17 protein-coding genes and 1 tRNA gene are annotated in these 22,886 nt (G+C 61.9%); 5 read left to right on the top strand and 13 right to left on the bottom strand.

The annotated features are described in order from the left end of the window. Positions 1-66 precede the first annotated feature (66 nt). Complete coding sequence (locus E5720_RS18270; RefSeq protein ID WP_136171814.1) at positions 67-1,650, top strand: alpha-amylase family glycosyl hydrolase; 1,584 nt, start codon at positions 67-69, stop codon at positions 1,648-1,650. Positions 1,651-1,681: 31 nt separating this feature from the next. Here E5720_RS18270 and E5720_RS18265 read toward each other — a convergent pair whose 3' ends face one another. From E5720_RS18265 to E5720_RS18225, 9 genes are all read right to left on the bottom strand, one after another. Beyond that, the gene (locus tag E5720_RS18265) at positions 1,682-2,368 is read right to left on the bottom strand and encodes a hypothetical protein (RefSeq protein ID WP_136171813.1); all 687 of its coding nucleotides are present in this window, start codon (positions 2,366-2,368) and stop codon (positions 1,682-1,684) included. Next, entirely contained in the window at positions 2,361-2,735 is a 375-nt protein-coding gene (locus E5720_RS18260; protein WP_179142128.1) for a thioesterase family protein, read from the bottom strand. Before E5720_RS18260 ends, E5720_RS18265 begins: the two co-directional genes overlap by 8 nt. Positions 2,736-2,880: 145 nt before the next feature. Continuing rightward, positions 2,881-7,743, bottom strand: a complete 4,863-nt coding sequence (locus E5720_RS18255) for an NAD-glutamate dehydrogenase (protein WP_136171812.1) — start codon at positions 7,741-7,743, stop codon at positions 2,881-2,883. 118 nt (positions 7,744-7,861) lie between these two features. After that, complete coding sequence (locus E5720_RS18250) at positions 7,862-8,296, bottom strand: thioesterase family protein (RefSeq protein WP_136171811.1); 435 nt, start codon at positions 8,294-8,296, stop codon at positions 7,862-7,864. 3 nt (positions 8,297-8,299) lie between these two features. After that, positions 8,300-9,979: an energy-dependent translational throttle protein EttA gene (ettA, locus tag E5720_RS18245; RefSeq protein WP_084344622.1), complete on the bottom strand. Its 1,680-nt coding sequence runs from the start codon at positions 9,977-9,979 to the stop codon at positions 8,300-8,302. Between the two features lie 58 nt (positions 9,980-10,037). Next, the gene (locus tag E5720_RS18240; protein ID WP_136171810.1) at positions 10,038-11,222 is read right to left on the bottom strand and encodes a lipase family protein; all 1,185 of its coding nucleotides are present in this window, start codon (positions 11,220-11,222) and stop codon (positions 10,038-10,040) included. Between the two features lie 77 nt (positions 11,223-11,299). Then, positions 11,300-11,785, bottom strand: coding sequence for a single-stranded DNA-binding protein (locus E5720_RS18235; RefSeq protein WP_136172798.1), 486 nt, complete (start codon positions 11,783-11,785; stop codon positions 11,300-11,302). A gap of 208 nt (positions 11,786-11,993) precedes the next feature. After that, positions 11,994-12,608, bottom strand: a complete 615-nt coding sequence (locus tag E5720_RS18230) for a YigZ family protein (protein ID WP_247596042.1) — start codon at positions 12,606-12,608, stop codon at positions 11,994-11,996. 50 nt (positions 12,609-12,658) lie between these two features. Next, positions 12,659-14,401 carry an ABC transporter ATP-binding protein gene (locus tag E5720_RS18225; RefSeq protein WP_281727924.1) on the bottom strand — a complete coding sequence of 581 codons (1,743 nt, stop codon included), beginning with the start codon at positions 14,399-14,401 and terminating at the stop codon, positions 12,659-12,661. A gap of 160 nt (positions 14,402-14,561) precedes the next feature. On the opposite strand from E5720_RS18225, the gene E5720_RS18220 reads away from it, so the two are divergent. After that, the gene (locus E5720_RS18220; protein ID WP_136171807.1) at positions 14,562-14,987 is read left to right on the top strand and encodes a MarR family transcriptional regulator; all 426 of its coding nucleotides are present in this window, start codon (positions 14,562-14,564) and stop codon (positions 14,985-14,987) included. Positions 14,988-14,999: 12 nt separating this feature from the next. Here E5720_RS18220 and E5720_RS18215 read toward each other — a convergent pair whose 3' ends face one another. Next, the gene (locus E5720_RS18215) at positions 15,000-17,069 is read right to left on the bottom strand and encodes a cytochrome c oxidase assembly protein (protein ID WP_136171806.1); all 2,070 of its coding nucleotides are present in this window, start codon (positions 17,067-17,069) and stop codon (positions 15,000-15,002) included. A gap of 179 nt (positions 17,070-17,248) precedes the next feature. Between E5720_RS18215 and E5720_RS18210 the strand changes: the two genes are divergently transcribed. From E5720_RS18210 to E5720_RS18200, 3 genes are all read left to right on the top strand, one after another. Further along, positions 17,249-17,321, top strand: a tRNA-Arg gene (locus tag E5720_RS18210). Between the two features lie 62 nt (positions 17,322-17,383). After that, positions 17,384-18,526, top strand: a complete 1,143-nt coding sequence (locus tag E5720_RS18205; RefSeq protein ID WP_136171805.1) for a N(5)-(carboxyethyl)ornithine synthase — start codon at positions 17,384-17,386, stop codon at positions 18,524-18,526. A 78-nt stretch (positions 18,527-18,604) separates the two neighbouring features. After that, positions 18,605-20,245: an MFS transporter gene (locus tag E5720_RS18200; protein WP_136171804.1), complete on the top strand. Its 1,641-nt coding sequence runs from the start codon at positions 18,605-18,607 to the stop codon at positions 20,243-20,245. On the opposite strand, the gene E5720_RS18195 is transcribed toward E5720_RS18200, so the two are convergent. The 3 genes from E5720_RS18195 to E5720_RS18185 are packed head-to-tail and all read right to left on the bottom strand — an operon-like array spanning position 20,201 to position 22,816. Beyond that, positions 20,201-20,428, bottom strand: coding sequence for a hypothetical protein (locus E5720_RS18195; RefSeq protein ID WP_084344822.1), 228 nt, complete (start codon positions 20,426-20,428; stop codon positions 20,201-20,203). The genes E5720_RS18200 and E5720_RS18195 overlap by 45 nt on opposite strands. Positions 20,429-20,469: 41 nt before the next feature. Beyond that, positions 20,470-21,654 carry an acyl-CoA desaturase gene (locus tag E5720_RS18190; RefSeq protein ID WP_136171803.1) on the bottom strand — a complete coding sequence of 395 codons (1,185 nt, stop codon included), beginning with the start codon at positions 21,652-21,654 and terminating at the stop codon, positions 20,470-20,472. 49 nt (positions 21,655-21,703) lie between these two features. Further along, positions 21,704-22,816 (bottom strand): ferredoxin reductase, encoded by a 1,113-nt coding sequence (locus E5720_RS18185; protein ID WP_210729904.1) that lies wholly within the window; start codon positions 22,814-22,816, stop codon positions 21,704-21,706. Positions 22,817-22,886: the final 70 nt, after the last annotated feature.

The following is a 22,886-nucleotide window of genomic DNA, read 5'->3' as shown; positions in this document are numbered from 1 at the left end:
CGATATCGTGCCAATCGCACTCCCTGGGTCGAGACGAATGGGTTTCGTTTGGCACACTTGCCAGTTGTGAACGATCCGACGCTCCACGCGCCCGAAGAAACCTGGTGGAAGGACGCGATCTTCTACCAGATCTACCCACGATCGTTCGCCGACTCCAACGGTGATGGAGTGGGTGATCTCGGTGGCATCAGGGAAAAACTCGGGTACCTGGAACTGTTGGGTGTCGACGCGTTGTGGCTCAGCCCGGTCATGCGTTCCCCGATGGCCGACCACGGTTACGACGTCTCCGATCCACGAGATATCGATCCCCTGTTCGGCGACTTGGCCGTCATGGACGCGCTCATCGAAGAAGCACACGTTCGCGATATCAAGGTCACGATGGATTTGGTGCCGAATCACACCAGCGATCAGCATCCCTGGTTCATTGCAGCCCTCGAGTCCACGCCGGGAAGCCCTGAGCGTGCTCGCTACATCTTTCGCGACGGTAAAGGGGACGGCTCCGAGCCGCCGAACAACTGGCCCAGCATCTTCGGCGGTTCGGCGTGGACTCGCGTCACCGATTCGGACGGGCGTCCGGAGCAGTGGTATCTCCACATCTTCGCGCCCGAGCAACCGGACCTGAACTGGACGAATCCTGAAGTGGCCGAAGATCTGGCGAAGACGCTGCGGTTCTGGCTCGATAGAGGTGTCGACGGTTTCCGCATCGATGTCGCGCACGGTATGGCCAAGCCTGCCGAATTGCACGACATGAACCTCGAGTTGAACACCCTGATGAAGAACGACGACGACGATCCTCGATTCAACAACGAGGGTGTCCACGAGATTCACCGCGGCATCCGCAAAGTGATGGACGAATACCCGAACAAGGTCACTATCGGGGAGATTTGGGTCCAGGACAACGAAAGGTTCGGCGACTACCTCCGACCGGACGAACTGCATCTCGGATTCAACTTCCGCTTGGCCGAGGCCGATTTCGATGCCGCAACAATTCGCGATGCCGTCACCAACTCGCTCGCCGCGGTCGCCCGAGTCGACGGAACACCTACGTGGACGCTGTCCAATCACGACATCGAGCGCGAAGTGACCCGATACGGCGGCGGAATCCGAGGGACAGGGCGAGCCCGGGCGATGCTGCTGCTGGAGTTGGCACTCCCCGGAACGGTGTTCGTCTACAACGGATCCGAACTCGGATTACCGAACGCCGTCCTACCGGAAGATGTTCTTCAAGATCCCGTCTGGGAACGCTCCGGGCATGCAGAACGGGGCCGCGACGGTTGCCGCGTGCCGTTGCCCTGGGAGTCCCCGGCGCCTCCGTTCGGCTTCAGCACCTCCCCGAACACATGGCTACCCATTCCACCCGATTGGGCGCCGTTGACCGTCGAGGAACAGTTGGAAGACGTCGATTCGATGCTCAACTTCTATCGGACAGCATTCGAGCTTCGTGCGCTGCGACCCGAATTCGCTGGAAGCGGAGTCGACTGGTACGGAAGCCCTCCCGGCTGCCTCGCGTTCCGCCGGCAAGGAGGACTCATCTGCGCCCTCAATGCGACCGATGCCGCCATTCCGCTTCCACCCGGTGAGCTGCTGATGTCGAGCGCGCCGCTCGTCGACGGACAGCTCCCCGCCGATGCCGCTGCATGGCTCGTCTGACGGCACACACAGCGGGCTGATTCGGTAGAGGCTAACGTTCGACGCTGAGGGACAACGGATCCCCGCGTCTACAGAAGACCGATCCGTAGCGTGCATCGAGCCGCAACCACACCTTGGTGGCCCGCACCCGCACAAGCTCGTCGGCGTCGATACTGGTGAGATCGACGTCGGCGGTCAACGGGTCCACACCCGTGTGGGGAACGAAACCCATTGCGGTAAGCGCGAACACCGTACGCATAGCGATCGACACCTCACCGCCCGCGCCGTCGACGTGCAGTACTTCCTGGTCCAGGAGTGATACCGGTGGACCGTGACTACTCCCATGCTCCTTGGCCAGGGCTGCACCCCGCTGAGCAAGATCGATCAGGACGCGTGCCGGGACGTCGTCCACATGGTTGAAACCGCCGTCCGGGGGAAGCGCACCTCGCCAGGCCGAGTCCATCGAGAATCCAGGATCCACCACGCCGTCGGATGCCGACTGCAAGGCCGCCACGAGTTGATCGGCAGCGGCCGAGGTGTCGTCGGGCACAATCGTTCCCTTGATGACCCGCACCGCGAGGGCATCGAATCCGGTTGCCGCCCAAACTGATACACGGCCGTCGGCGCGGGTTCTCATACGAACGACAGCAGCCTCGTCGAGCCGAACTGCCTTCTCCAGGAAGGCCACGAGATTCTTGCGTTCGACGGGATCAGGAATGGTGAGGACACGCTCAAACACGTTGCCAGCTCTCCAGATACGTCCGTTCTTCGGCTGTGAATCTCCGCAGCCCCTGAGTATCCATGTCGAATGCCGCTATTTGCGTCGATGCAACGATCGCGGCGGGTGTGTCGAGAGACTTACCCTTCGCCCGAACCTCGTAACCTGCAACGAAATCCACCGCTCGGACCTTGTCCACCCACATGAACACGTCCAGCGGACCGTCTTCGTGACGTAGTTGACCCCGGTATCGAACATGCAAGTCCGCAATGACGGCACCGTGACGCAGGTTCGCCGTAGGTTTACCGTCGACCAGCAGCCACGGAATACGTGCCTCCTCGAGGAGCGTCACCATGCGGGCATGGTTGATGTGTTGGTAGGCATCCATATCCGACCAACGAACCTCGACGCTGGTGTGGAACCCGATTCGTTGTTTGGGTTCCAGCTCGTTCGACAGATGATTCTTGGGCACAGTCAAGTCGGTTTCTCTCTCTTGTATCGGTGTCTCGTGCTTCAGGGACGATCGGTAACGCTCAGGGAACCATGCTGCGAACCTGGCGGGCTGCCACCGACAGTGAGGCAAGATCCAGCGTGCCCGAGTCCGCGATCTCGGCAAGCGCTGTTCGTGTCCGGGTCAGCCTGGATGAATTCATCGCTTCCCATTCTGCGATCTTCTCGGCAGCGCTCTCGTGCGGCTCTCCGCCCAGTACAACCTCTTTGGTGATGGCTCGGAGTGAGGAGTAGAAATCGTCACGCAAGGCCAACCGGGCCAACGAATGCCAACGATCGCCACGTGGCAGCCTCGACACCGATGTCAGCAGCCAATCGATGCCGATGTGCGCATCCAACGCGTAGTACAACTCCGCGACTTCGGAAAGGTCGTGTTCGGTGATGTCGGCGACATCGATGATGTCGAGCAAACAGAACACGTCCAGCAGTTGATAGACCGAACTCGCCAAGTCCCTCGGTGTGCCCCGTTCGACCGAAGCCGCCACTCGATCGTTCAGGTCTCGCACCTGGTGCCCTTCGATCCAACCGGCTACCCGGCTCCTCAGGGAACGGACCTTGGAGGCGTACCTGCTGATCTCGGCACCGACGGGAAGTGGCTGGGGCCGGTTGATGAGAAGCCACCTGGCCACGCGGTCCAGCACGCGTCTGGATTCGAGCAGCAGTTCATCGGACGAGGCAGTCGACATGTCGGCCGAACGAATCTCCTGCCAGAGCTCCTCGAGGTCGAAGATCTCCGTCGCGGCGGCAAATGCGCGCACCGCATCGGTACCATTCGCCCCGGTGTCCTCGGCAAGTCGATAGACGAAGGTGATTCCTCCCCGGTCGACGGTTTCGTTGGTCAGCGTCGTCGCCACCAGTTGGCGCCGCAGTGGATGCGAGGTGATTGCGTTGGAATACTTCTCACGTAACGGCTCCGGAAAATACTTGGGCAGTCTCGGCGCGAACACGTCACTGTCCGGCAATTCACTGGCAAGCAGGTCGCTCTCCAGGACCAGCTTGACGTGGGCCATCAACGTTGCGAGCTCGGGCGAGGTCAGACCTCGCCCGTCTTGCGTACGCTTTCGGATTTCGATCTCCGACGGAAGCGCCTCTAGTTCGCGATCCAACCCGCTGCGCACCTCGAGGTCCTCGATGACACGACGGTGCACCGTGAGCAGCGCAGTCGCGTCCGAGCGGGACGTGCCGAGCAGCTCGTTCTGCATGATGTTGTCCCACAATACGAGCCTGCTCACCTCCTCGGTCATGGACGCGAGCAGGTCGTCGCGGTCGGCGGGGTCGAGGGTGCCGTCGCTGATAGCCGAATCGAGAAGGATCTTGATGTTGACCTCGTGATCGGAACAATCGACACCTGCCGAGTTGTCCACCGCGTCGGTGTTGATCCGGCCGCCGGCGATGTCGTACTCGATCCGTCCGCGCGAGGTGGCACCGAGGTTGCCTCCCTCGCCGACGATAGTGGCCCTGATCTCGCTCCCGTCCACACGGATTGCATCGTTGGACTTGTCACCGACATCGGAATTCGACTCGGTGGACGCCTTGATGTAGGTACCGATTCCGCCGTTCCACAGCAGGTCTGCGGGAGCTTTCAAGATTGCGCGGATCAGGTCCGGTGGCGCCAACTCGGTTGTCGACTCGTCGAGACCGAGAGCCACGCGGGCCGCAAGACTGACCGGCACCGACTTGACCGTACGTTCCCACACTCCGCCCCCGTCGCTGATCAGTGCCGAGTCGTAATCGGCCCAAGACGATCGAGGAAGGTCGAACAGTCGGGCACGTTCGGCGAATGCGGCCGCGCGATCCGGGTTCGGGTCGAGAAAAATGTGTCGATGATCGAACGCGGCGATCAAGCCGATGTGTTTGCTGAGCATCATGCCGTTTCCGAACACGTCACCGCTCATGTCTCCGATGCCGACAACCGTGAAATCCCTTGTCTGCGTATCGATACCGATTTCACGGAAGTGACGTTTGACGCTTTCCCATGCGCCCTTTGCGGTGATGCCCATCGCCTTGTGGTCGTAGCCTGCCGACCCACCCGACGCAAACGCGTCCCCGAGCCAGAAGTCATACTCTCCGGCAACCGCATTCGCAAGATCGGAGAACGAGGCCGTCCCCTTGTCCGCTGCCACCACGAGGTACGTGTCGTCGCCGTCGCGACGTACGACGCGGTCCGGTGGAAGAACTGCGCCCGTCGCTCGATCGAGATTGTCGGTCACATCGAGTAGACCGGCGATGAACAGCCGGTAGCACGCCCGCCCCTCCTCGGTCGTCGCGATCCGGTCCGTCGCGGCGTCTGAAGTCGGTGCAGGCGGGCGCTTGACGACGAATCCGCCCTTGGCGCCGACCGGCACGATGACAGCGTTCTTCACCATTTGTGCCTTGGCCAGCCCAAGCACTTCGGTGCGATAATCCTCACGTCGATCGGACCAACGAAGCCCCCCACGCGCCACCGCGCCGAATCGCAGATGTACACCCTCGACTCTCGGTGAGTACACGAAGATTTCGAATCTCGGCTTCGGTTTCGGCAGCTCGGCAATGAACCGAGGATCGAACTTGAGGGACAGAAACTCGCGGGGTTCGCCGATGGAATCGACTACGTAGAAGTTGGTTCGCACTGTCGCACGGATCAATTCGAAGATTGCCCGGAGGATTCTGTCGGCGTCGAGACTCACCACCTGATCGATGAGTACCCGCAGTTCCTTGTCGAGATCAGCCGACCGCTCCTCGGCCGCATCCTCGGGATCGAATTGAGACTCGAACAAGGTCACCAGCAATCGTGCGGTCCTCGGGTTGGACAGTAGGACACCCTCGATATTGAACTGACTGTAAGGAAAGTTGGCCTGCCGCAGGTACTTCGCATACGCACGCAAGATGTGCGCCTGCCGCCAGTTCAAGCCGGCACGCATGACGAGTTCGTTGAATCGGTCTGCCGCGGCCTGTCCGTTCCACACCGCTGTGAATGCGTCGGTGAACCTCAGCTGCACGCGGCTTTCGTCTTCCAGAGCCCCTGCACCGGGAAGGTCGGAGTCCAGATCGCTGTCGATCGCCGCACGCAGCATCTCTCGTGAGGCGGAGACCCCGAAATCGTAAATCCAGCATTGCATTTCATCCGGCCGACTGATCGGGTACGGACGCTCGTCGTCGACCTCGACTCCGAGACTCTGCAGGATCGGCAAGACCTGACTCAACGACACACCACGCCCACCGATGTACAAACTGAACCGCCAATTCCCGACGGCGGAGTCGGAGTTGCGATACAGCTGCATGTCGATCGTTCCGTCAGCAAGGGCTTCGAGTCGAGCGATATCGAACACGGCACGTTCGGGTCCGAAATCCTGCTTGTATGCCTCTGGGAACGAATCGGTGTACCGACTTGCCGAGATTGCGTCGACACTGGTGTCCTCTATCATCGCCTGCGTAAGCCCGTCCTCCCACGTCTTGATCATCGCGGTGAGAAGTGACTCGATACGAGCAACGTTGTCGCGAGAGAGATCAGCGCCGACCTGGTTCCGAGCGTCACGCCGAATGGTGACGTGCAACAGGGCCATATCGGACTCGGTGACCCGCGCGGTGTAGTCGATGCCCGAGCCTACGAGTTCACGCAACAAGCAATCTTGGACGGCGAGGCGAACACTCGTGGTGTAGCGATCACGCGGAAGGTAGACCAACGCCGAAACGAAAGCGCAGTTGGAGTCCTCACGTAGAAAAACCTTGACCTTGCGGCGGCGTCCGATAGCGAGCACCGCAGTTGCATTCTCGAACAGCGTTTCCGTACTGGAGGCGAACAGTTCCGATCGCGGCATCGATTGCAACACTTCGAGCATCGCCTGGCCGGAGTACGAGTCGAGATCATAACCGGCTCGGTCGATGATCGAGCGCACGCGGCGCTCGATGACGGGAATGTCGAGCACGCTCTCGTGCAGCGCCGTCACGGTGAAGACACCCATGAAACGATGCTCGCCGAGTTCTGGAGCCGAACGATCCATCACCGTGACGAAGTACGGGTACACCGCGCGATGCACAGTCGCCGGGCTCGAACCCTGTGTGAGAGTCAAAAGGTCGGTACGTTCACTGATATCGGGCGACTCCCGATCCAGTACATGATCCTGGCGCAACACCCCGAGTCCACTCCCGGAGACGGACCGGGTCAGCAGCGATCCGTCCTGCGCCGATCGCACGTCGTAACGGCGATAGCCGAGCAGTGTGTAGTGGCCTTCGGCCAACCATCCGAGCAGGTTTGCCGCATCTCGAAGTTCCGTTGCGCGTTCATCGTCACGTCCTTCGGCCGAGTCCGCGAGACTACGGGCCACCGAAGCTTGGAGCCCGCGCATCGCTTCGGTGTCGGCGATGACCACCCGGACGTCGTCGAGAACGACAGCGATCTCGTCCTCCAGCACGTCCAGTAGAGAGCCGGGCGTCGAGTGATGCAGCGCGATATGCATCCAGGACTCCCGCTGGGCCCCGCCGACACTGTCGTTGGCTGGTCCCACACGGATCAGATTTCCATCGTTGTCTCGAACGACACCCACTATGGGGTGGACCATGTCGGTGACCTCGACATCGAGTCGAGACAGTCGCGACATAACGGATTCGACCAGCAACGGCATGTCGTCGGTCACGATCTGCAACGAAGGCCCAATTACTCTGCCCGTCGCATCCCCGCCGACTCGATGCAGGCGAATCTTGGCGTCCCCGGGAGTTCTGCGCCCCGCCAACTGCAGATGCATGCGGACGATCGCGTCCTCGGCCTCGGCCTCGGCAGCAGGACCGGTGCGCTCATCGGTGTCGACGTGCACGAAATAGACTGCCTTCACTTCGGGCAAGGTAGTCACCAACGCTGCGGGCAGTCCGCTCGACCAGTCGATGTCCGTTGTTCCCGCCGCGTCAGGCATGTGTTGAACCACTCCCTTGTGAGGATCGCCGGCGCGGCCGAAACAGCCGCCCGCAACACGAGCCTATCGGGAACAAGTCGAGGCGGTGCCCTTGTGGGCTAATCGGATTCGGAGTGGACTACTCGGATTCGGACCGACCTTCGGACGCGTCGAGGTAGTCGCTGAATACCGCCCTCTCCCGATCCGTAATCGGACGTGGAGCCTGCGCTTTCAGATCGAACATGACCATGACGGCTTCCGCATCGGCGCACAGGGCGCTCTCGGCATCACGAACGAGATGCCGAACAGCGAAAGAAGTCAGACCGATACGGGAGATCGACACCTCGATCTGCAACGGCCCGGACGCGTCGAAGATCGGGCGCAGGAAGTCGACCGTAAGTTTCCTCACGACCGACCCTCCCCGCACCCCTTCCGCAGCCTGCATGCACTCGGTGAGGAAGTGCGCACGGGCTTCTTGCAGATATTCGACGAATCGCGTGTTGTTGACGTGCCCGAGTCGATCCGAGTCGCTCCAGCGAACCTGGAGGCTGTACCCGAACTTCTTCCCGGACAAGCGTCAGTCCCTTGTCAGTTTGCGGTGCGTGACGCGGTGCGGACGCGCGGCGTCGGCGCCGAGTCGCTCGATCTTGTTGGCCTCGTAGCCCTCGAAGTTGCCTTCGTACCAGTACCAAGCAGCCTCGTTGTCGCCGAAGCCGCCTTCCCACGCCAGGATGTGCGTGCACGTCCGGTCCAGGAACCAGCGATCGTGCGAGATCACGACGGCGCAACCGGGGAACTCTTCGAGAGCGTTCTCCAGCGAACCGAGGGTTTCGACGTCCAGGTCGTTGGTCGGCTCATCGAGCAGGATCAAGTTGCCGCCCTGCTTGAGCGTCATCGCCAGGTTCAGCCGGTTGCGCTCACCACCGGAGAGAACGCCGGCCGCCTTCTGCTGATCGTGACCCTTGAATCCGAAGGAACTGATGTAGGCGCGCGAAGGGAATTCGGTCTGGCCGACGACGATGAAGTCGAGTCCGTCCGACACGGTCTCCCAGACCGTCTTCTTCGGGTCGATGCCGCTGCGGTTCTGGTCGACGTAGCTCAGCTTGACCGTCTGACCGATCTTCACCTCGCCGCCGTCCGGCTCTTCGAGACCGACGATGGTCTTGAAGAGCGTCGTCTTACCGACACCGTTGGGGCCGATGACACCGACGATTCCGTTACGCGGAAGCGTGAACGAGAGGTCCTTGATCAGGACGCGACCGTCGAAGCCCTTGTCGAGGTTCTTGACCTCGACGACGACGTCGCCCAGACGCGGCGGGGCCGGAATCTGAATCTCGTCGAAGTCGAGCTTGCGGGTCTTCTCCGCCTCGATGGCCATCTCTTCGTAGCGATCCAGACGAGCCTTGCTCTTCGCCTGACGAGCCTTGGCGCCGGAGCGAACCCAGGCCAGTTCGTCCTTGAGTCGCTTCTGTAGCTTCTGGTCCTTCTTGCCGGACACCTCGAGGCGAGCGGCCTTCTGCTCCAGGTACGTGGAGTAGTTGCCCTCGTACGGGTAGAGGCGGCCGCGGTCGACCTCGCAGATCCACTGCGCCACATGATCGAGGAAGTAACGATCGTGAGTGACGGCGAGGATAGCGCCGGGATATGCAGCGAGATGCTGCTCCAACCACAGAACCGACTCGGCGTCGAGGTGGTTGGTCGGTTCGTCGAGGAGGAGCAGATCGGGCTTGCTGAGCAGCAGCTTGCACAGCGCAACGCGACGCTTCTCACCACCGGAAAGGTTGGTGACCGGCGACTCGGGCGGAGGGCAACGGAGAGCATCCATCGCCTGCTCGAGCTGAGAGTCGATTTCCCAGGCGTCGGCGTGGTCGAGCTTCTCCTGAAGCTCGCCCATCTCCTCCATGAGTTCGTCGGAGTAGTCGGTCGCCATGAGCTCAGCGATCTCGTTGTAGCGCTTGAGCTGCACCATCGTCTCGCCGAGACCGTCCTCGACGTTTTCACGGACAGTCTTGGTGTCGTCCAGAACCGGCTCCTGCATGAGGATGCCGACCGAAGCTCCGGGAGCTAGGAACGCCTCACCGTTGCCGGGCTGGTCGATCCCGGCCATGATCTTGAGAATGCTGGACTTGCCGGCACCGTTGGGGCCGACGACGCCGATCTTCGCTCCTGGGTAGAAGCTCATCGTTACGTCGTCGAGGATGACCTTGTCGCCGTGCGCCTTGCGCACCTTCTTCATGGTGTAAATGAATTCCGCCATGTGCGCAAGCCTATCGGTGCGAAGGGGTCGAGGCACCACCGCCCGATCCGAGAGGAAGCTAACCCATTTGCACAGGGTCGAGCAGACGGTGCACGAAAGGTGTCGAGTCGCCCATGGAGGCGATCATCGACCCCTCGTGGCCGACGAATTCACCCCCCGAATACAGGTATGGAACGTACGTGACGTCCTGACCGTGCGCGATGAGACCGGCGACCAGTGGAACCGACAGCGGCGAAGGCACCATCGTGTCGATAAGTCCCTGACCGAGGAAGATCGGCCTGTCGTAGCCGTCGACCGGTACCGAGAGATACTCCTTCAAAGCGTCGAACATCTCGGTTCCCGCCACCGGCCGCGAGAGCATCGCGCCCACTGATCCGTGCTGCAATCGCAGGTCCCCCGGGCAGTTCGCCTCGACGTTGTCCACTTCGGAACGCCCGAAGTCCGTCAAGTAACTGTCGACATCGAGATCGGGCCTCGATTCACGTAGCCCCGCGAGCACGTACGTCGCGAAGACGTTCAGACCGTCCAAACCGAGGTCCGGAATCCACGGCCCACCGACCTGAAACGCGTATTCGAGGTTCGACGGCGCTCCCGTGGCCACGACTCCGCGGTAGTCGAGCTCGGGCGCATAGGTGGTCGCGATATGAGCGGCTTGCAATGCTGCGTGGCCACCCTGGGACTGCCCGATCGCCAACCACCGATCCGCCAGAACCGATTCCACGGACCGTGCCGCACGAACCATGTCGATTACGCTGCGTGCGGCCGAGTCCTTCTCGAGGTAGGCGTGTGGCCCGGGTGTGCCCAGGCCCGCGTAATCGGTCGCAACGACGGCATATCCCTCGGAGATCCAGTGACTCAGATATTCGAGGTGGCGTCCCTGATACGGATTACGCGACGGCGCACACTGATCTCCGACACCGACTGTTCCGTGTGCCCACGAGATGATCGGCCATCCACCAGCGGGGGCTCGACCGTTCGGTACGAAGACGGTTCCGGAACTGAGCGCGGGCCTACCCGTCGGACCCACAGTCCAGTAGGTGAGGAGGTGGGCTCTGGCTGTGCCGGGCAGCCCGGCTTCCGTCGCGAGGGGCTCCACGGACTGCACCGTTCCGGGCGCAGAGTCGACGGGATTCTGTGTTCTCCCTGGGTGTGCTGTCGAGACTCCCCCGGCACCGATGCCCAGCACGATCGAGAGCAGCACAGGTAGTAAGAGTCGCGTCCACGCGCGTGTGTCGTCCCGCATGCGGTAACGATAGCGATCGACGACGAACTGCCGGGCCCGAATGGGTTCCGCTCGGGCCCGGCGCGGGCGATGTTCGGCTACACCGCCGCGGCGTGTTCGATCGTCTCGGGAATCGAGTCATCGTCGACATCCTCGCGTTCATCGAAGGTGTCGACTCCTTCGTCGTGCGTCTCGTCCGGTTCCTCCTGCGGTACCGCCACGGGCCGTGCACGCTCGACCTTGACGATGCATCGGGCGAGATCGGGGCCGACGGCGCTGGCCGTCATCTCGAGATCGGACCGTTCGGCACCGTCTCGGGTGGTGTATTCGTTCGTCCTGAGCTGTCCGTAGGCCACCACCGGGTCGCCCTTCATCAGCGATCCGCCGACGCCCTTGACCAGCCGTCGCCAGCAGGTGACACCGAGATACAGCGTGCCGCCGTCGCTCCATTCACCGGTAGCCCGGTCCTGCCTTCGCACATTGCTGGCCATCCGGAAGTTCAGTACTTCGTCACCCGACGCGGTCTGTCTCTTGATCGGATTGGTGATGACTGTCCCCACAACCGCACATTGCGCCTCGTACATCGTCCGTCCCCTTGTCGCTCGGTCATCTATCTGCTCGGTGATCCGTCTGTTCGACGATCCGGTTCGGCGGCGCCGATCCGAGGACACCGACTTTGCCGTGAGCTGCGCGCGAAATGTCGCGGAAATCGACATCTGTGAATAGATGCCCCGGTTGTGGACAAAGCCGTTTCCGGCGGGGTTTCGGGCGTCAGTGTGTCGGTCGAGCGTGTTAAAGGAGCGCGGACTCCACATAGGTGTGCCCCACGACGCCGGGACGGGCCGTTCCCCCGGTCAGGCCGGCCAGCAGGCCGATCACGGCGTCGACGTCCTCGACCTGAACCGTCATCACCGCACGAGAGCGATAGTCGATGGACACGATGCCGATGCCCCGCGCCCGAAGTTCCGATTCGACTCGGCCGACCTCTGTGTAGTCCAGTTGGACCTGCAACAGTTCACGACGCTCGCGCCGCAGGAGTCGGGCGTTCTCGAGTGCGTGCGTGACCGCATCTCCGTAGGCCCGTGCCAGCCCGCCGGTGCCGAGCTTGACTCCACCGAACCAACGAGTCACGACGGCAACGACATTGGTCATCTCCCGCCCTACCAGCACATCGAGCATCGGACCACCTGCGGTACCGCTCGGTTCCCCGTCGTCGTTGGTCCGAAGGATCAGATTGCCCGGCACGTCCCCGATGACGAATGCCGAACAATGATGTCGAGCAACAGGGTTGGCCGAACGGGCTGTAGCGATCACTGCTCGCGCTGCTTCTTCCGACGCTGCGCGTTCGACCACCGCGAGGAACTTCGATCGTTTGACCTCGATCAGCGCCTCTACGCGACGTTCCACAGTGAAAAACAATGCATTCCTCGCCTTCGAAATCGGGGGTCGCGGACAAGTTACGCCGCAACCTGCTCCGAGTCCGCAGCTTCCGATGCGTGGACGAGCTCGGCATAGTGACTCTCCGATGCAATCAACTCGTCGTGGGTACCGGATTCGAGGATTCGACCGCTGCCGAGAACTGCGATGCGGTCCGCGGATCGTACGGTCGAGAGCCTGTGCGCGATGAGGATCGTGGTGCGTCCCGCCATGAGTTCGTCGAGGGCGTCCTGTAGCGCACGCTCGGTCCGAGTGTCGAGCGCGCTGGTCGCCTCGTCGAGTACGAGAATCGGCGGGTTGCGCAGGACGGTCCTGGCGATGGCGAGTCGCTGCTTCTCCCCACCGGAGAATCGGTATCCACGCTCCCCCACCAGCGTGTCGTATCCCTCGTCCAGTGCGTTGATGAAGTCGTGGATCTGGGCTATCCGGGCCGCGTTTTCGATCTCGGCATCGGTTGCCTCAGGTTTGGCGAACCGGAGATTCTCGCGGATCGACGCATGGAACAGGTACGTCTCCTGCGATACGACACCGACGAGTTCGGCCACGGTCGTGGTCTGCAGATCCCGAAGATCGACGCCGTCGATGGTGATCCGTCCGGACGTCGGGTCGTGAAGCCTCGCCGCGAGGTACCCGAGCGTGGTTTTACCCGAGCCTGTCGATCCGACCAGGGCCAACGTGCTCCCTGCCGGGACCTCGAGGTCGATGTCGGTCAGTGTCGGTTGTGAGGCGCCGGTGTACGAGAAGCTCACCTGGTCGAATGCGACGTCGCCGCGTACGTCTTGCCTCGACAGCACCTTCGGGTTCTTCGGTTCGGCGATGTCGATCGGGAGGTCGAGATACTCGAATACCCGGCCGAACAATGCCAGCGAGCTCTGCACTTCGACGCCTGTGCCGAGCAGCTGCATGGTCGGTCGGAAGAGTTGGGTCTGCAACGTGGTGAACGCGACGAGCGTGCCCACGGTCAGTGCGCTTCCGTTTCCGATGGTCACGCCGGCGAACCAGTACACGAGGGCAGGCATGATCGCGAAGCTGATCTGCATGCTGGCCATTCGCCATTTGCCGGCCATCATCGCTTTGAGTTCGACATCGGCGACTTCGTCGGACCGACTGGCGAACCGATCGGTCAGAACGTGCGCGGATCCGGTGGTCTTGCCGAGCAGGATGCCACTGACGGACAGGGATTCCTCGATCTGGACGGAGAGTTCGCCGAGCAGTCTCTGTCTGGTGACGGAGATCTTTCGGCGCTCGTGGCCGATGCGACGCGCTATCCGGACGAAGACCGGCAGGATCGCCAGGGAAAACAGGGCAAGACGCCAGTCGAGCAGAAACAGAGCGACGACTGTTGCTGCCACGGTGGTGGCGTTCTGGGCTATCGATGTCGCGGTGTTGGTGACGACGGATTGCATTCCACCGATGTCATTGGCGATCCGAGACTGCACTTCGCCGGTGCGGGTGCGGGCGAAGAAGCCGAGTGACTGCTTCTGTAGATGTGCGTAGACGGAGACTCGCAGATCGTGCATGAGCTTCTGGCCGACGCCGTTGGACATCCAGGTCTGCACGACGCCGAGTGTGTTGGTGATGATGGCGACTGCGATCATGCCGACGGCGATCAGCGTGACGAGTGTGACGTCGCGATCAGGGATGGCATGGTCGAGCAGTTCGCGGAGAAGTAACGGGGAAGCGAGGGCGATGATTGCGCTGAAGACGATGATCGCGGTGACGACAGCGATACGAGCTCGATAGGGGCGGAAGAGGGCGAGCACGCGGCCTACGGGAGCAGGATCGGTGACCGGCCCGGCGTCAGGAGCGGCGACTGCAGATTTCGTGAGTGGGCGTACCAAGAAGACCTCCAGGTTCGATGAACGACATAATGCAGAGGTTACCTCATTATGAGGTTATCGGCAATGAGGTTATGCTTCGGTCATGCCTACGGGAGACAGCCCGACCATCGCCGATTCGTTCATGGCCGTCGCACGGCGGATACGCCACACCCACATGAATGCGCTCGAGCCGTTCGGTCTGAATCCGTCGCAATCTCGCGCCCTTCACGTCCTTGCCCGCGAGGGGCAACCGATGCGGTTGAGCGCTCTCGCCGACCGATTGCGCATCGTTGCTCGCTCGGCCACGGACATCGTCGACTCGCTCGAATCCGCGGCGCTGGTGATCCGCGAACCGGACCCGCAGGACCGACGCGCTGTACTGGTCTCGTTGACGGACTCCGGGCGCACCGGACTCGACGCGATCGACTCCGCACGTCGGGCTGTCGCCACCGAACTTTTCGACCCGCTCGATGCCGGAGAACGCGAGCAGTTGGCTCGGATCCTCGACAAGATCACCGCGGCCTGGTGAGCTCGAGAAAAGTCAGAGTCCGCTTTCGCGATCACGCTTCGCGAGCTCGGCGAACATGGCGTTGTGGGCGGCCAGATCTGCGTCGTGATCGCGTTCGGCGGCACGATCGGATCGCGTGGCGTTTCGGGTGTCACTGCGGGACCACTGGATGAGCAGCGAAAGCATGACGAGGACGAGCGGTATTTCGCCCGTCGCCCAGGCGATGCCGCCACCCAATTGCTGGTCGCCGAGCAGATCTGCGTTCCAGTCGAGTCCGAGGGAGCGATAGAACCAGCCGCCCATCACCGTGGCCTCGCTCATCAGTGCCACGCCGAAGAACGCGTGGAACGGCAGCGACCCGAACACCATCGCGAGCTTGGTGATGGGCTGAATCGGCCTCGGCGACGGGTCGACTCCGATGACCACCCAGTAGAAAAGGTAGCCGCTGAGGATGAAGTGTGCGTTCATCAACAAGTGAGCTGTGTGGTTGTCGAGGACGGCGCCGAAGATCCCGCCGAGATACAGCACGTAGAAGCCGCCGACGAACAGCACTGCGGCGACTATCGGTTGTGTGAGAAATCGGGAGACTTTACTGTGCAGACCGATCAGCAGCCATTCCCGTAACCCAGGAATTCCGTTCTTTCCTGCTACCGGCAGGGCGCGTAACGCCAACGTCAGCGCGCCACCGAGCGCCAGCAGAACCGGGGCAAGCATCGACAGCGCCATGTGCCCACCCATGTGCACGCTGAACACTGCAGACGAGTACTTGCCGACCCCCGACGATGTGGCGATCAAGAGGGTCAGACAGCCGAGCATGAATGCAACAGTGCGGCCCATCGGCCACGCGTCTCCTCGTTTCCGCAGTCGACGGACACCGAGCAGATACATCACGGCGAGCAGTATCGACGCGGTACCGAAGATCAGATCGAATCGCCAGTCGAATGCCAGACGCGCGAGGGTCGGTGGTCCGTCCAGGTTGTACCCCAGCGCGGCCTCGGTAAGCGAAAGATTCGGATCGATATTGGACGGCGGAGGTGTGCGGCCGAGTCCGACGGCAAGTCCGATCGTGGCAGCGAAGACGAGTACCTCACCGCCCGCGAATCGGATGAGTGCTCCACGAGACTCGGGATCAGCAGCCAGGGCGGGGAGCGACCTACGCCGCTGGATCCACCCGAAAAATCCGAGCACAGTCAACGCCGTGATCTTCCCGAGGATCAGCAGACCGTACGTGGAGTCGAACAGGTTCGAGACCGAGACTCGGACGAGCGCGTTGATGACACCGCTGACGGCCATCACCACGAAACACACGGTGGCGATCGTGGAGAACCTTCGAGTCGCGACATCGGTGTGCGCGCCCTTGCGCCGTGCGTGAGTCAACACTGCAAAGAGTCCGCCCGCCCACAGCGTCGCCGCGACGAGATGAAGGATCAGGCTGTTGGTTGCGTAGTCGTGCGATCCACCCGAAGACGAATGGCCGGTGGCAGCGATCGGCATCAACGTACCGAGCGCAAACACGAGAAGTAGAGGTGTCCACGACCACTTCAGCACGGCCCGTGACGCGATCGCCAGAAGCACCGCCAGGATCGCCGTCCAGCGCCACGCACTGGCGATCTCGACTTGTTCTAGTGCGACCCACAAGTTGCTCGGTTGGATCGCCGTGGTGAACGGTTGACCCGAGGTATCGGACAGGGTCAGCGGGACCAGTACCAGGGCGCACGCGGCCCAGACGATCGCTGCCACAGATCCCGTACGAACCGCCCGATAGCCACCGACGTCGAGGACCCCACTCTTCTGCGGCGGAACCAAGAACGCCGCGAGCAAAAACGACCCGATGGCAATGGATACAGCGACCTCACCGATCGCTCGCACCGCAGGAAGTCCGTAGACCGTGGCCGGTCCTGGATCCGGAATGCCGAGCAGAACCAACGCGTCCGATGCAGACAGGGTCACTACCAGCGCCGCGACAATGCCGGCTATCGCGCCCGCGGCAACGAAGACGGACGTCGTCGCCGACCCCGGGATATCTTTGGACCTAGCCCCACTATCGGCCTCGGCTCCAGCCGTGCTCGAGGTTTCGGTCCGATCCACTTCCGGTGCTGCCATGCCCTTCAGAGTAGGAGGTCCGAGCCGCGGCAGGAAAGCCAGCGCCCGCAACTGCTACGAGCCGTCGTAGATCTTGTGGCCTGCACCACGCATGCGCCTCCATGCGGATCACCTTGCTACCCGGAATGTAGACTCATGCACCGTGCTCGGACGGATGCCTTTTCGGCTGTCCGCGCCACGCCTCCGTAGCTCAGGGGATAGAGCAATGGCCTTCTAATCCATTGGTCGCAGGTTCGAATCCTGCCGGGGGCACTTTCAGACGCGGAATGGGCATGTCGCATTGTGGTTGACTGAGTCCAACCGAAGGGGCCACAGTGCACCAGCTCACCCTCGGCGTCACGTCACGGTCGAGTAAGCCGAACGAACGCCGACTTCCGATTCACCCACTCCACCTCGATCGCATCGCCGCCGACCTCAGAGCTCGAATGTATTTCGAAGCTGGGTACGGCGAGCCGTTCGGAATCTCCGACGACCATATCGGCACTCTCGTCGCAGGTATTCGGACTCGCGAAGAACTCGTCGCCGAGTGTGACGTGATTCTGCTCCCCAAGCCGCTTGCCGAGGACCTCGAGACGCTGCGACACGGTCAAGTTCTGTGGGGGTGGCCGCACTGCGTGCAGGACGAGAAGTTGACGCAGATCGCTATCGATCGGAAGCTCACTCTCATCGCGTTCGAGGCGATGAATCATTGGACCTCGGAGGGTTGGTTCAATCTTCACGTCTTCCACAAGAACAATGAGCTCGCCGGATACTGCAGCGTCCTTCATGCGATGCAGCTCGTCGGGGTGACCGGGGACTACGGCCGCCGGCTTCGCGCCGCAGTCATAGGTTTCGGAGCAACCGCTCGAGGCGCTGTCACGGCACTCAACGCGCATGGCATTCACGATGTGGACGTCCTCACCCAGCGCGGAGTCACCGCTGTCAGCTCACCCATTCATTCCGCACGCATCGTCAATTTCGACTTGGACGGCGACAATCCGCGCCGCAGCCGCGCCTTGACCGAAACCGGCAGGGTGCCGCTCTCCGGGTTCCTCGGCGATCACGACATCATCGTCAATTGCGTACTGCAGGACACCAACGCGCCGTTGACATTCCTGACTAACGACGACTTACCGTCGATCAATCCGGGAACGCTCGTTGTCGACGTGTCGTGCGACGAGGGAATGGGGTTCGAATGGGCCCGGCCGACCTCGTTCACCGATCCCATGTTCACCGTCGGCGACAACGTTCGGTACTACGCAGTCGACCACAGTCCGTCCTATCTTTGGGACTCCGCTACATGGGAAGTCAGCGAATCGCTTCTCCCCTATCTTCGTATCGTTTTGGACGGGCCTGCGTCGTGGGACAGTGACGAAACCATAAGGAAGGCAATCGAGATTCGTGAGGGCGTAATTGCAAACCCCAACATCCTTGCGTTCCAACATCGCAGTCCCGAGTACCCACACCTCGCCGTGTAGCCCGTTTCCACGAACGCGCGTCAGGGTTACAACTTTCGATTGATGCGCGTCCATCGACGCGAAATCTAGAGTGACACCGTGACGAAAAGCGATAAGGCCATTGCACTGCCCGCGGCTCCACGCGTATCGAAATGGTGGAGCCTCGTCGTCCTTGCGTTGGGTCTGGCGATGATCGTCATGGACGGCACTATCGTCGCAGTCGCCCTCCCGACGATCATCGACGACTTGGGCCTGAATATCACCGATGCACAGTGGGTGAACTCGCTCTACTCGATTGTGTTCGCCGCACTGCTGCTGACCACCGGCAATCTCGGAGACCGCCTGGGCAGGCGCAACATATTCATCGTCGGCATCGCCCTGTTTCTGGCCGGCAGTTTCTGGGCCGCGAAGTCCGGCAGCGCGGAGATGCTCATTTCCGCGCGTGCACTCCAGGGCGTCGGTGGAGCGTGCATACTGCCATCGACTCTCTCGACGGTCAACGCGACCTTTCGCGGTAAGGACCGGGCCGCCGCGTTCGGCGTCTGGGGCGCGGTCATGGCCGGCGCCGCCGCAATCGGCCCGCTGCTCGGCGGCTGGCTTACCAGCACGTTCAGCTGGCAATGGATCTTCTACGTCAACGTTCCCATCGGCCTTGTCCTGATAGTCGCGGCGGTGGTCGTCATCCCCGAGACCCGCTCCAGTGACAACCGCCCCGGCTTCGACATGGATGGGCTTTTGCTCAGCGCGATCGGTTTCGGTGCGCTGGTCTTCGCGATAATCGAGGGCAGTTCCCTCGGTTGGTGGCAGCCCCTCGGAGACCTGAGTCTTTTCGGTATGACGTGGTCGGCGGACATGCCCATCTCGATCGTGCCGGTCTTGTTGATTGTGGCCGCAGTCGCGCTGACGCTGTTCGTCTTCTGGGAACGACACCGTGCCAGGGTCGGTCGGTCCGCGCTGCTGGATCTGCACATTTTCTTCACCCCCACCTTCAGTTGGGGGAACGTAGCCGCGATGATGATCGCAGTCGGGGAGTTCGGCCTGATCTTCGCGCTGCCGCTGTTCCTGATCAACGCCATCGGCCTCGGCACCCTCGGCGCGGGGTTCGTGCTCGCGACAATGGCAGCCGGCGCATTCCTCTCCGGCACCATGGCAAGGCACCTCGCTGCCCTGATCGGCGCCGCCGGCACCGTCGTTGTCGGCGTCGCGCTGGAGATCATCGGCGTGCTGATCCTCGCTTCGCTCCTCAGCGCAGACACCTCCCCCGTCACGATCGGCGCTGTGCTGGTGATCTACGGCGTCGGTCTGGGCCTGGCATCTGCGCAACTCACCAGCACGGTCCTGGCTGACATCCCGGTGGACTTGTCGGGGCAGGGCTCTGCCACGCAGAGCACCGTCCGGCAAGTTGGCTCGGCGCTCGGTTCTGCGGTAGTCGGCGCCGTACTGTCGGTCGGGCTGGCACACTACCTCGGCGGTATCGAGGGCCCGGCGGACAAGTTCGCCGATGCCACTCGAGAATCCGCAGGTGGCGCGATCACCGGCTTGCGCGAGAGCCACGCTCCCGAAGAGATCGTCCGGCAGTTGTCCGAGGCCTTCGCTTCCGCGACCCAGTGGGCGATGTTCGCCGCCCTCGTATTCCTCGTCTTCGGCCTGGTCGCCTCCCTACGTGTACTGCAGGTCTCACGTAGGGAGCGACCCTCAGCGGCTCTCGAACTCTCCGTTGATGACCGTGCCGCCCGGTGAATCATCTCGGGCCTTGCGTGCAGCCTCACGCATTTCGACCCCGTCGGAGACCCAGTCGCCGATCTCGCGAGTCACATCGCGCACTGCCCCGGCGATGATGACAGCGATCTTGCCGACGTGCGTGGCTGCGGACTCCGTCAATTCTTGAACTGTGTCCTTGTTTCGCTCGAACTTCCCTACCACCTCTGGCCACCCCTGATTCGGTCGAGATTCGACTCCGGTCACTATGCAGCGACCTTCTTGCGCTCGACGATAACACCGACTGTCGGCTTCGAACCGGTGAGTGAATTAGGCAGAGCGAGCTTGAAAATCTTGCCCCAGACGGACCCGATCTGATTGAAGAACCCACCGGAGTTGTACGGAAGTCCGTACTTTTCGCAGAGCGCTTCGACTTCCGGAGCCAACTCCGGGTATCGGTGCGCAGGTAGATCGGGGAAAAGGTGGTGCTCGATCTGGTGCGACAGATTGCCGGACATGATGTGGAACAGCGGGCTGCCCTCGATGTTCGCGGACCCGAGCATCTGGCGGACATACCACTCACCCTGCGACTCATCGGAGGTCTCGTCCTCGGTAAAGGTCTGTACTCCGGTGGGAAAGTGTCCACAGAAGATGATCGAGTAGGTCCACAGATTCCGAATGAGGTTTGCGCCGACATTGCCCACGACCGTGGAGGCAAAGAATGGCCCGGTCAGCGCTGGGAAGATGAGGTAGTCCTTGAGAACCTGCTTGCCCGCTTTACGCCACATGCCCCCAAGTAACGGCTTGACGTCGTGCCACTTGCGCTTGCCCTTGACGACGTTCTCGATCTCCAGGTCGTGCAGCATCACTCCCCATTCGAAGAGCAGCATCAGGAAGAACGCATACACCGGGTTACCGAGGTAGTACGGATTCCACTTCTGCCCCTCGTCCATGCGAAGCAGGCTGTATCCGATATCGCGGTCCTTGCCGACGATATTGGTGAAGGTGTGGTGCATGTAGTTGTGCGAGTGCTTCCACTGATCGGCCGGGCATACCGTGTCCCATTCGAAGACCTGGGAGTTGAACTCCGGCTCACGCATCCAGTCGTACTGACCGTGCATGACGTTGTGCCCGATCTCCATATTGTCGAGAATCTTCGACAGCACCAATGCACCGACTCCGGCCAGCCATGCGGGCGGCAGGAAGGGCAGATACATGAGGGCGCGGCCGGTGATCTCGAGCCCGCGTTGCGCCTTGATGATCTTGTAGATGTACTCCCGGTCCTCGCTGCCGAGCTTCGCGACGGTGCGAGCTCGCATCTCGTCCAGCTCGCGGCCGAGCTCTTGGACTTGTTCGTAGGAGAGCGTTGTGGGCACTGGCTGCTCTCGAGGTGAGTCCGAAGTACTCATGAATGGCAACAGGGACAACGAGGGCGATGGAATTGCGAACATTGAACACTCTCCGTTTCGGATCGATGTGTAGCGGCGTGCGGTGAACTGCTCAGATCTCGATGGCGACATCACCGACCGGCACCGAGACACACAGCTGGATCTTCTTGTCCGGCTCACTGTCCGTCTCACCGGTTTTGATGTTCTTGGTGCATCCGGACGTCTTGACCGAGGTGCAGGTGAAGCAAATCCCCATCCGACATCCGTATGCGGGGGTCAGACCCGCCTCTTCGGCCTGCTCGAGCAGTGTCAGACCGGAGTTGTCACCGACCTTGCCGCTCTCGGTGAAGGACACCTCACCTCCGACGTCTCCGGTGACCACTGCCAGGGGCGGCGCAAATTCTTCGAGGTGAAGACGGTCTTCGAGACCCAGGTCGGCATACACGTTTTCGACGCCACGCATCAGTCCGGGCGGGCCGCACAGATATGTCTCTGCGTCCGCGTACCAGGGTGCGGCGGATCGGAGGTGCTCGGCGCCGAAGAAGCCGTGCAGATCGCCGCCTTGCTCCTGATCGGTGTAAGCGAACACGATGCGAATGTTGTCGTGTGCTGCTGCAATGGCGTCGAGCTGAGTCCGATGAGAGACGTCGCTTTCGGTGTACGCGTAGTGCAAGAAGGTGAGGTCGCCGCTGTACCCCTCGTCCAGCAGCGTCCTCAGCATCGACAGCACGGGAGTGATTCCGCTACCGCCGCTGATGAGAAGCACGCCGGCCGGCCGAGGCCGTGGGATGTGGAATGTCCCGTCGGCCTGGGAAAGACTGACAACCAGACCCTCCCGCGCGTTCCGGTGCAGATGCTGAGAGACCAGCCCTTCCGGATGCGCCTTCACAGTCAGTTCGATTCGACCGTCATCGCGATACTGGGAGCAGCTCGGCGAGTAACAACGAGTGTGGCGGACACCGTCGATGACGACTCCGACCTGCACGAATTGACCTGCCTCGAAACCACGCCACTGCTGCGTCGGGCGCATCGTCAAGGTCACCGTGTCACGGGTGGAGCGATGTACCGCGGTGATTTCGGCTCGAAGATCGCGGACCGTGGTCATCGGGTCGACCAGTTCGAGATAGCGATCGAGCGCGTGCGGGGTCGCCATCGCCTCGAACAGGGACAACAGAGAGAAGGTGCTCGGCAGTCGCGGTCTTCGCGACTTCTGGTGAAGTGTCATCTCGCCTCCCGGTAGCGGTCGAAACGGCAAAACCATTTCGGTGTACGGCTGTGCACTAGAATCAGTGTGG

The organism is Rhodococcus sp. PAMC28707, assembly GCF_004795915.1.
In the GTDB taxonomy this organism is placed as follows: domain Bacteria; phylum Actinomycetota; class Actinomycetes; order Mycobacteriales; family Mycobacteriaceae; genus Rhodococcoides.
The sequence above is the reverse complement of the archived record's forward strand: the minus strand, read 5'-3'. Positions and strand labels throughout refer to the sequence as shown.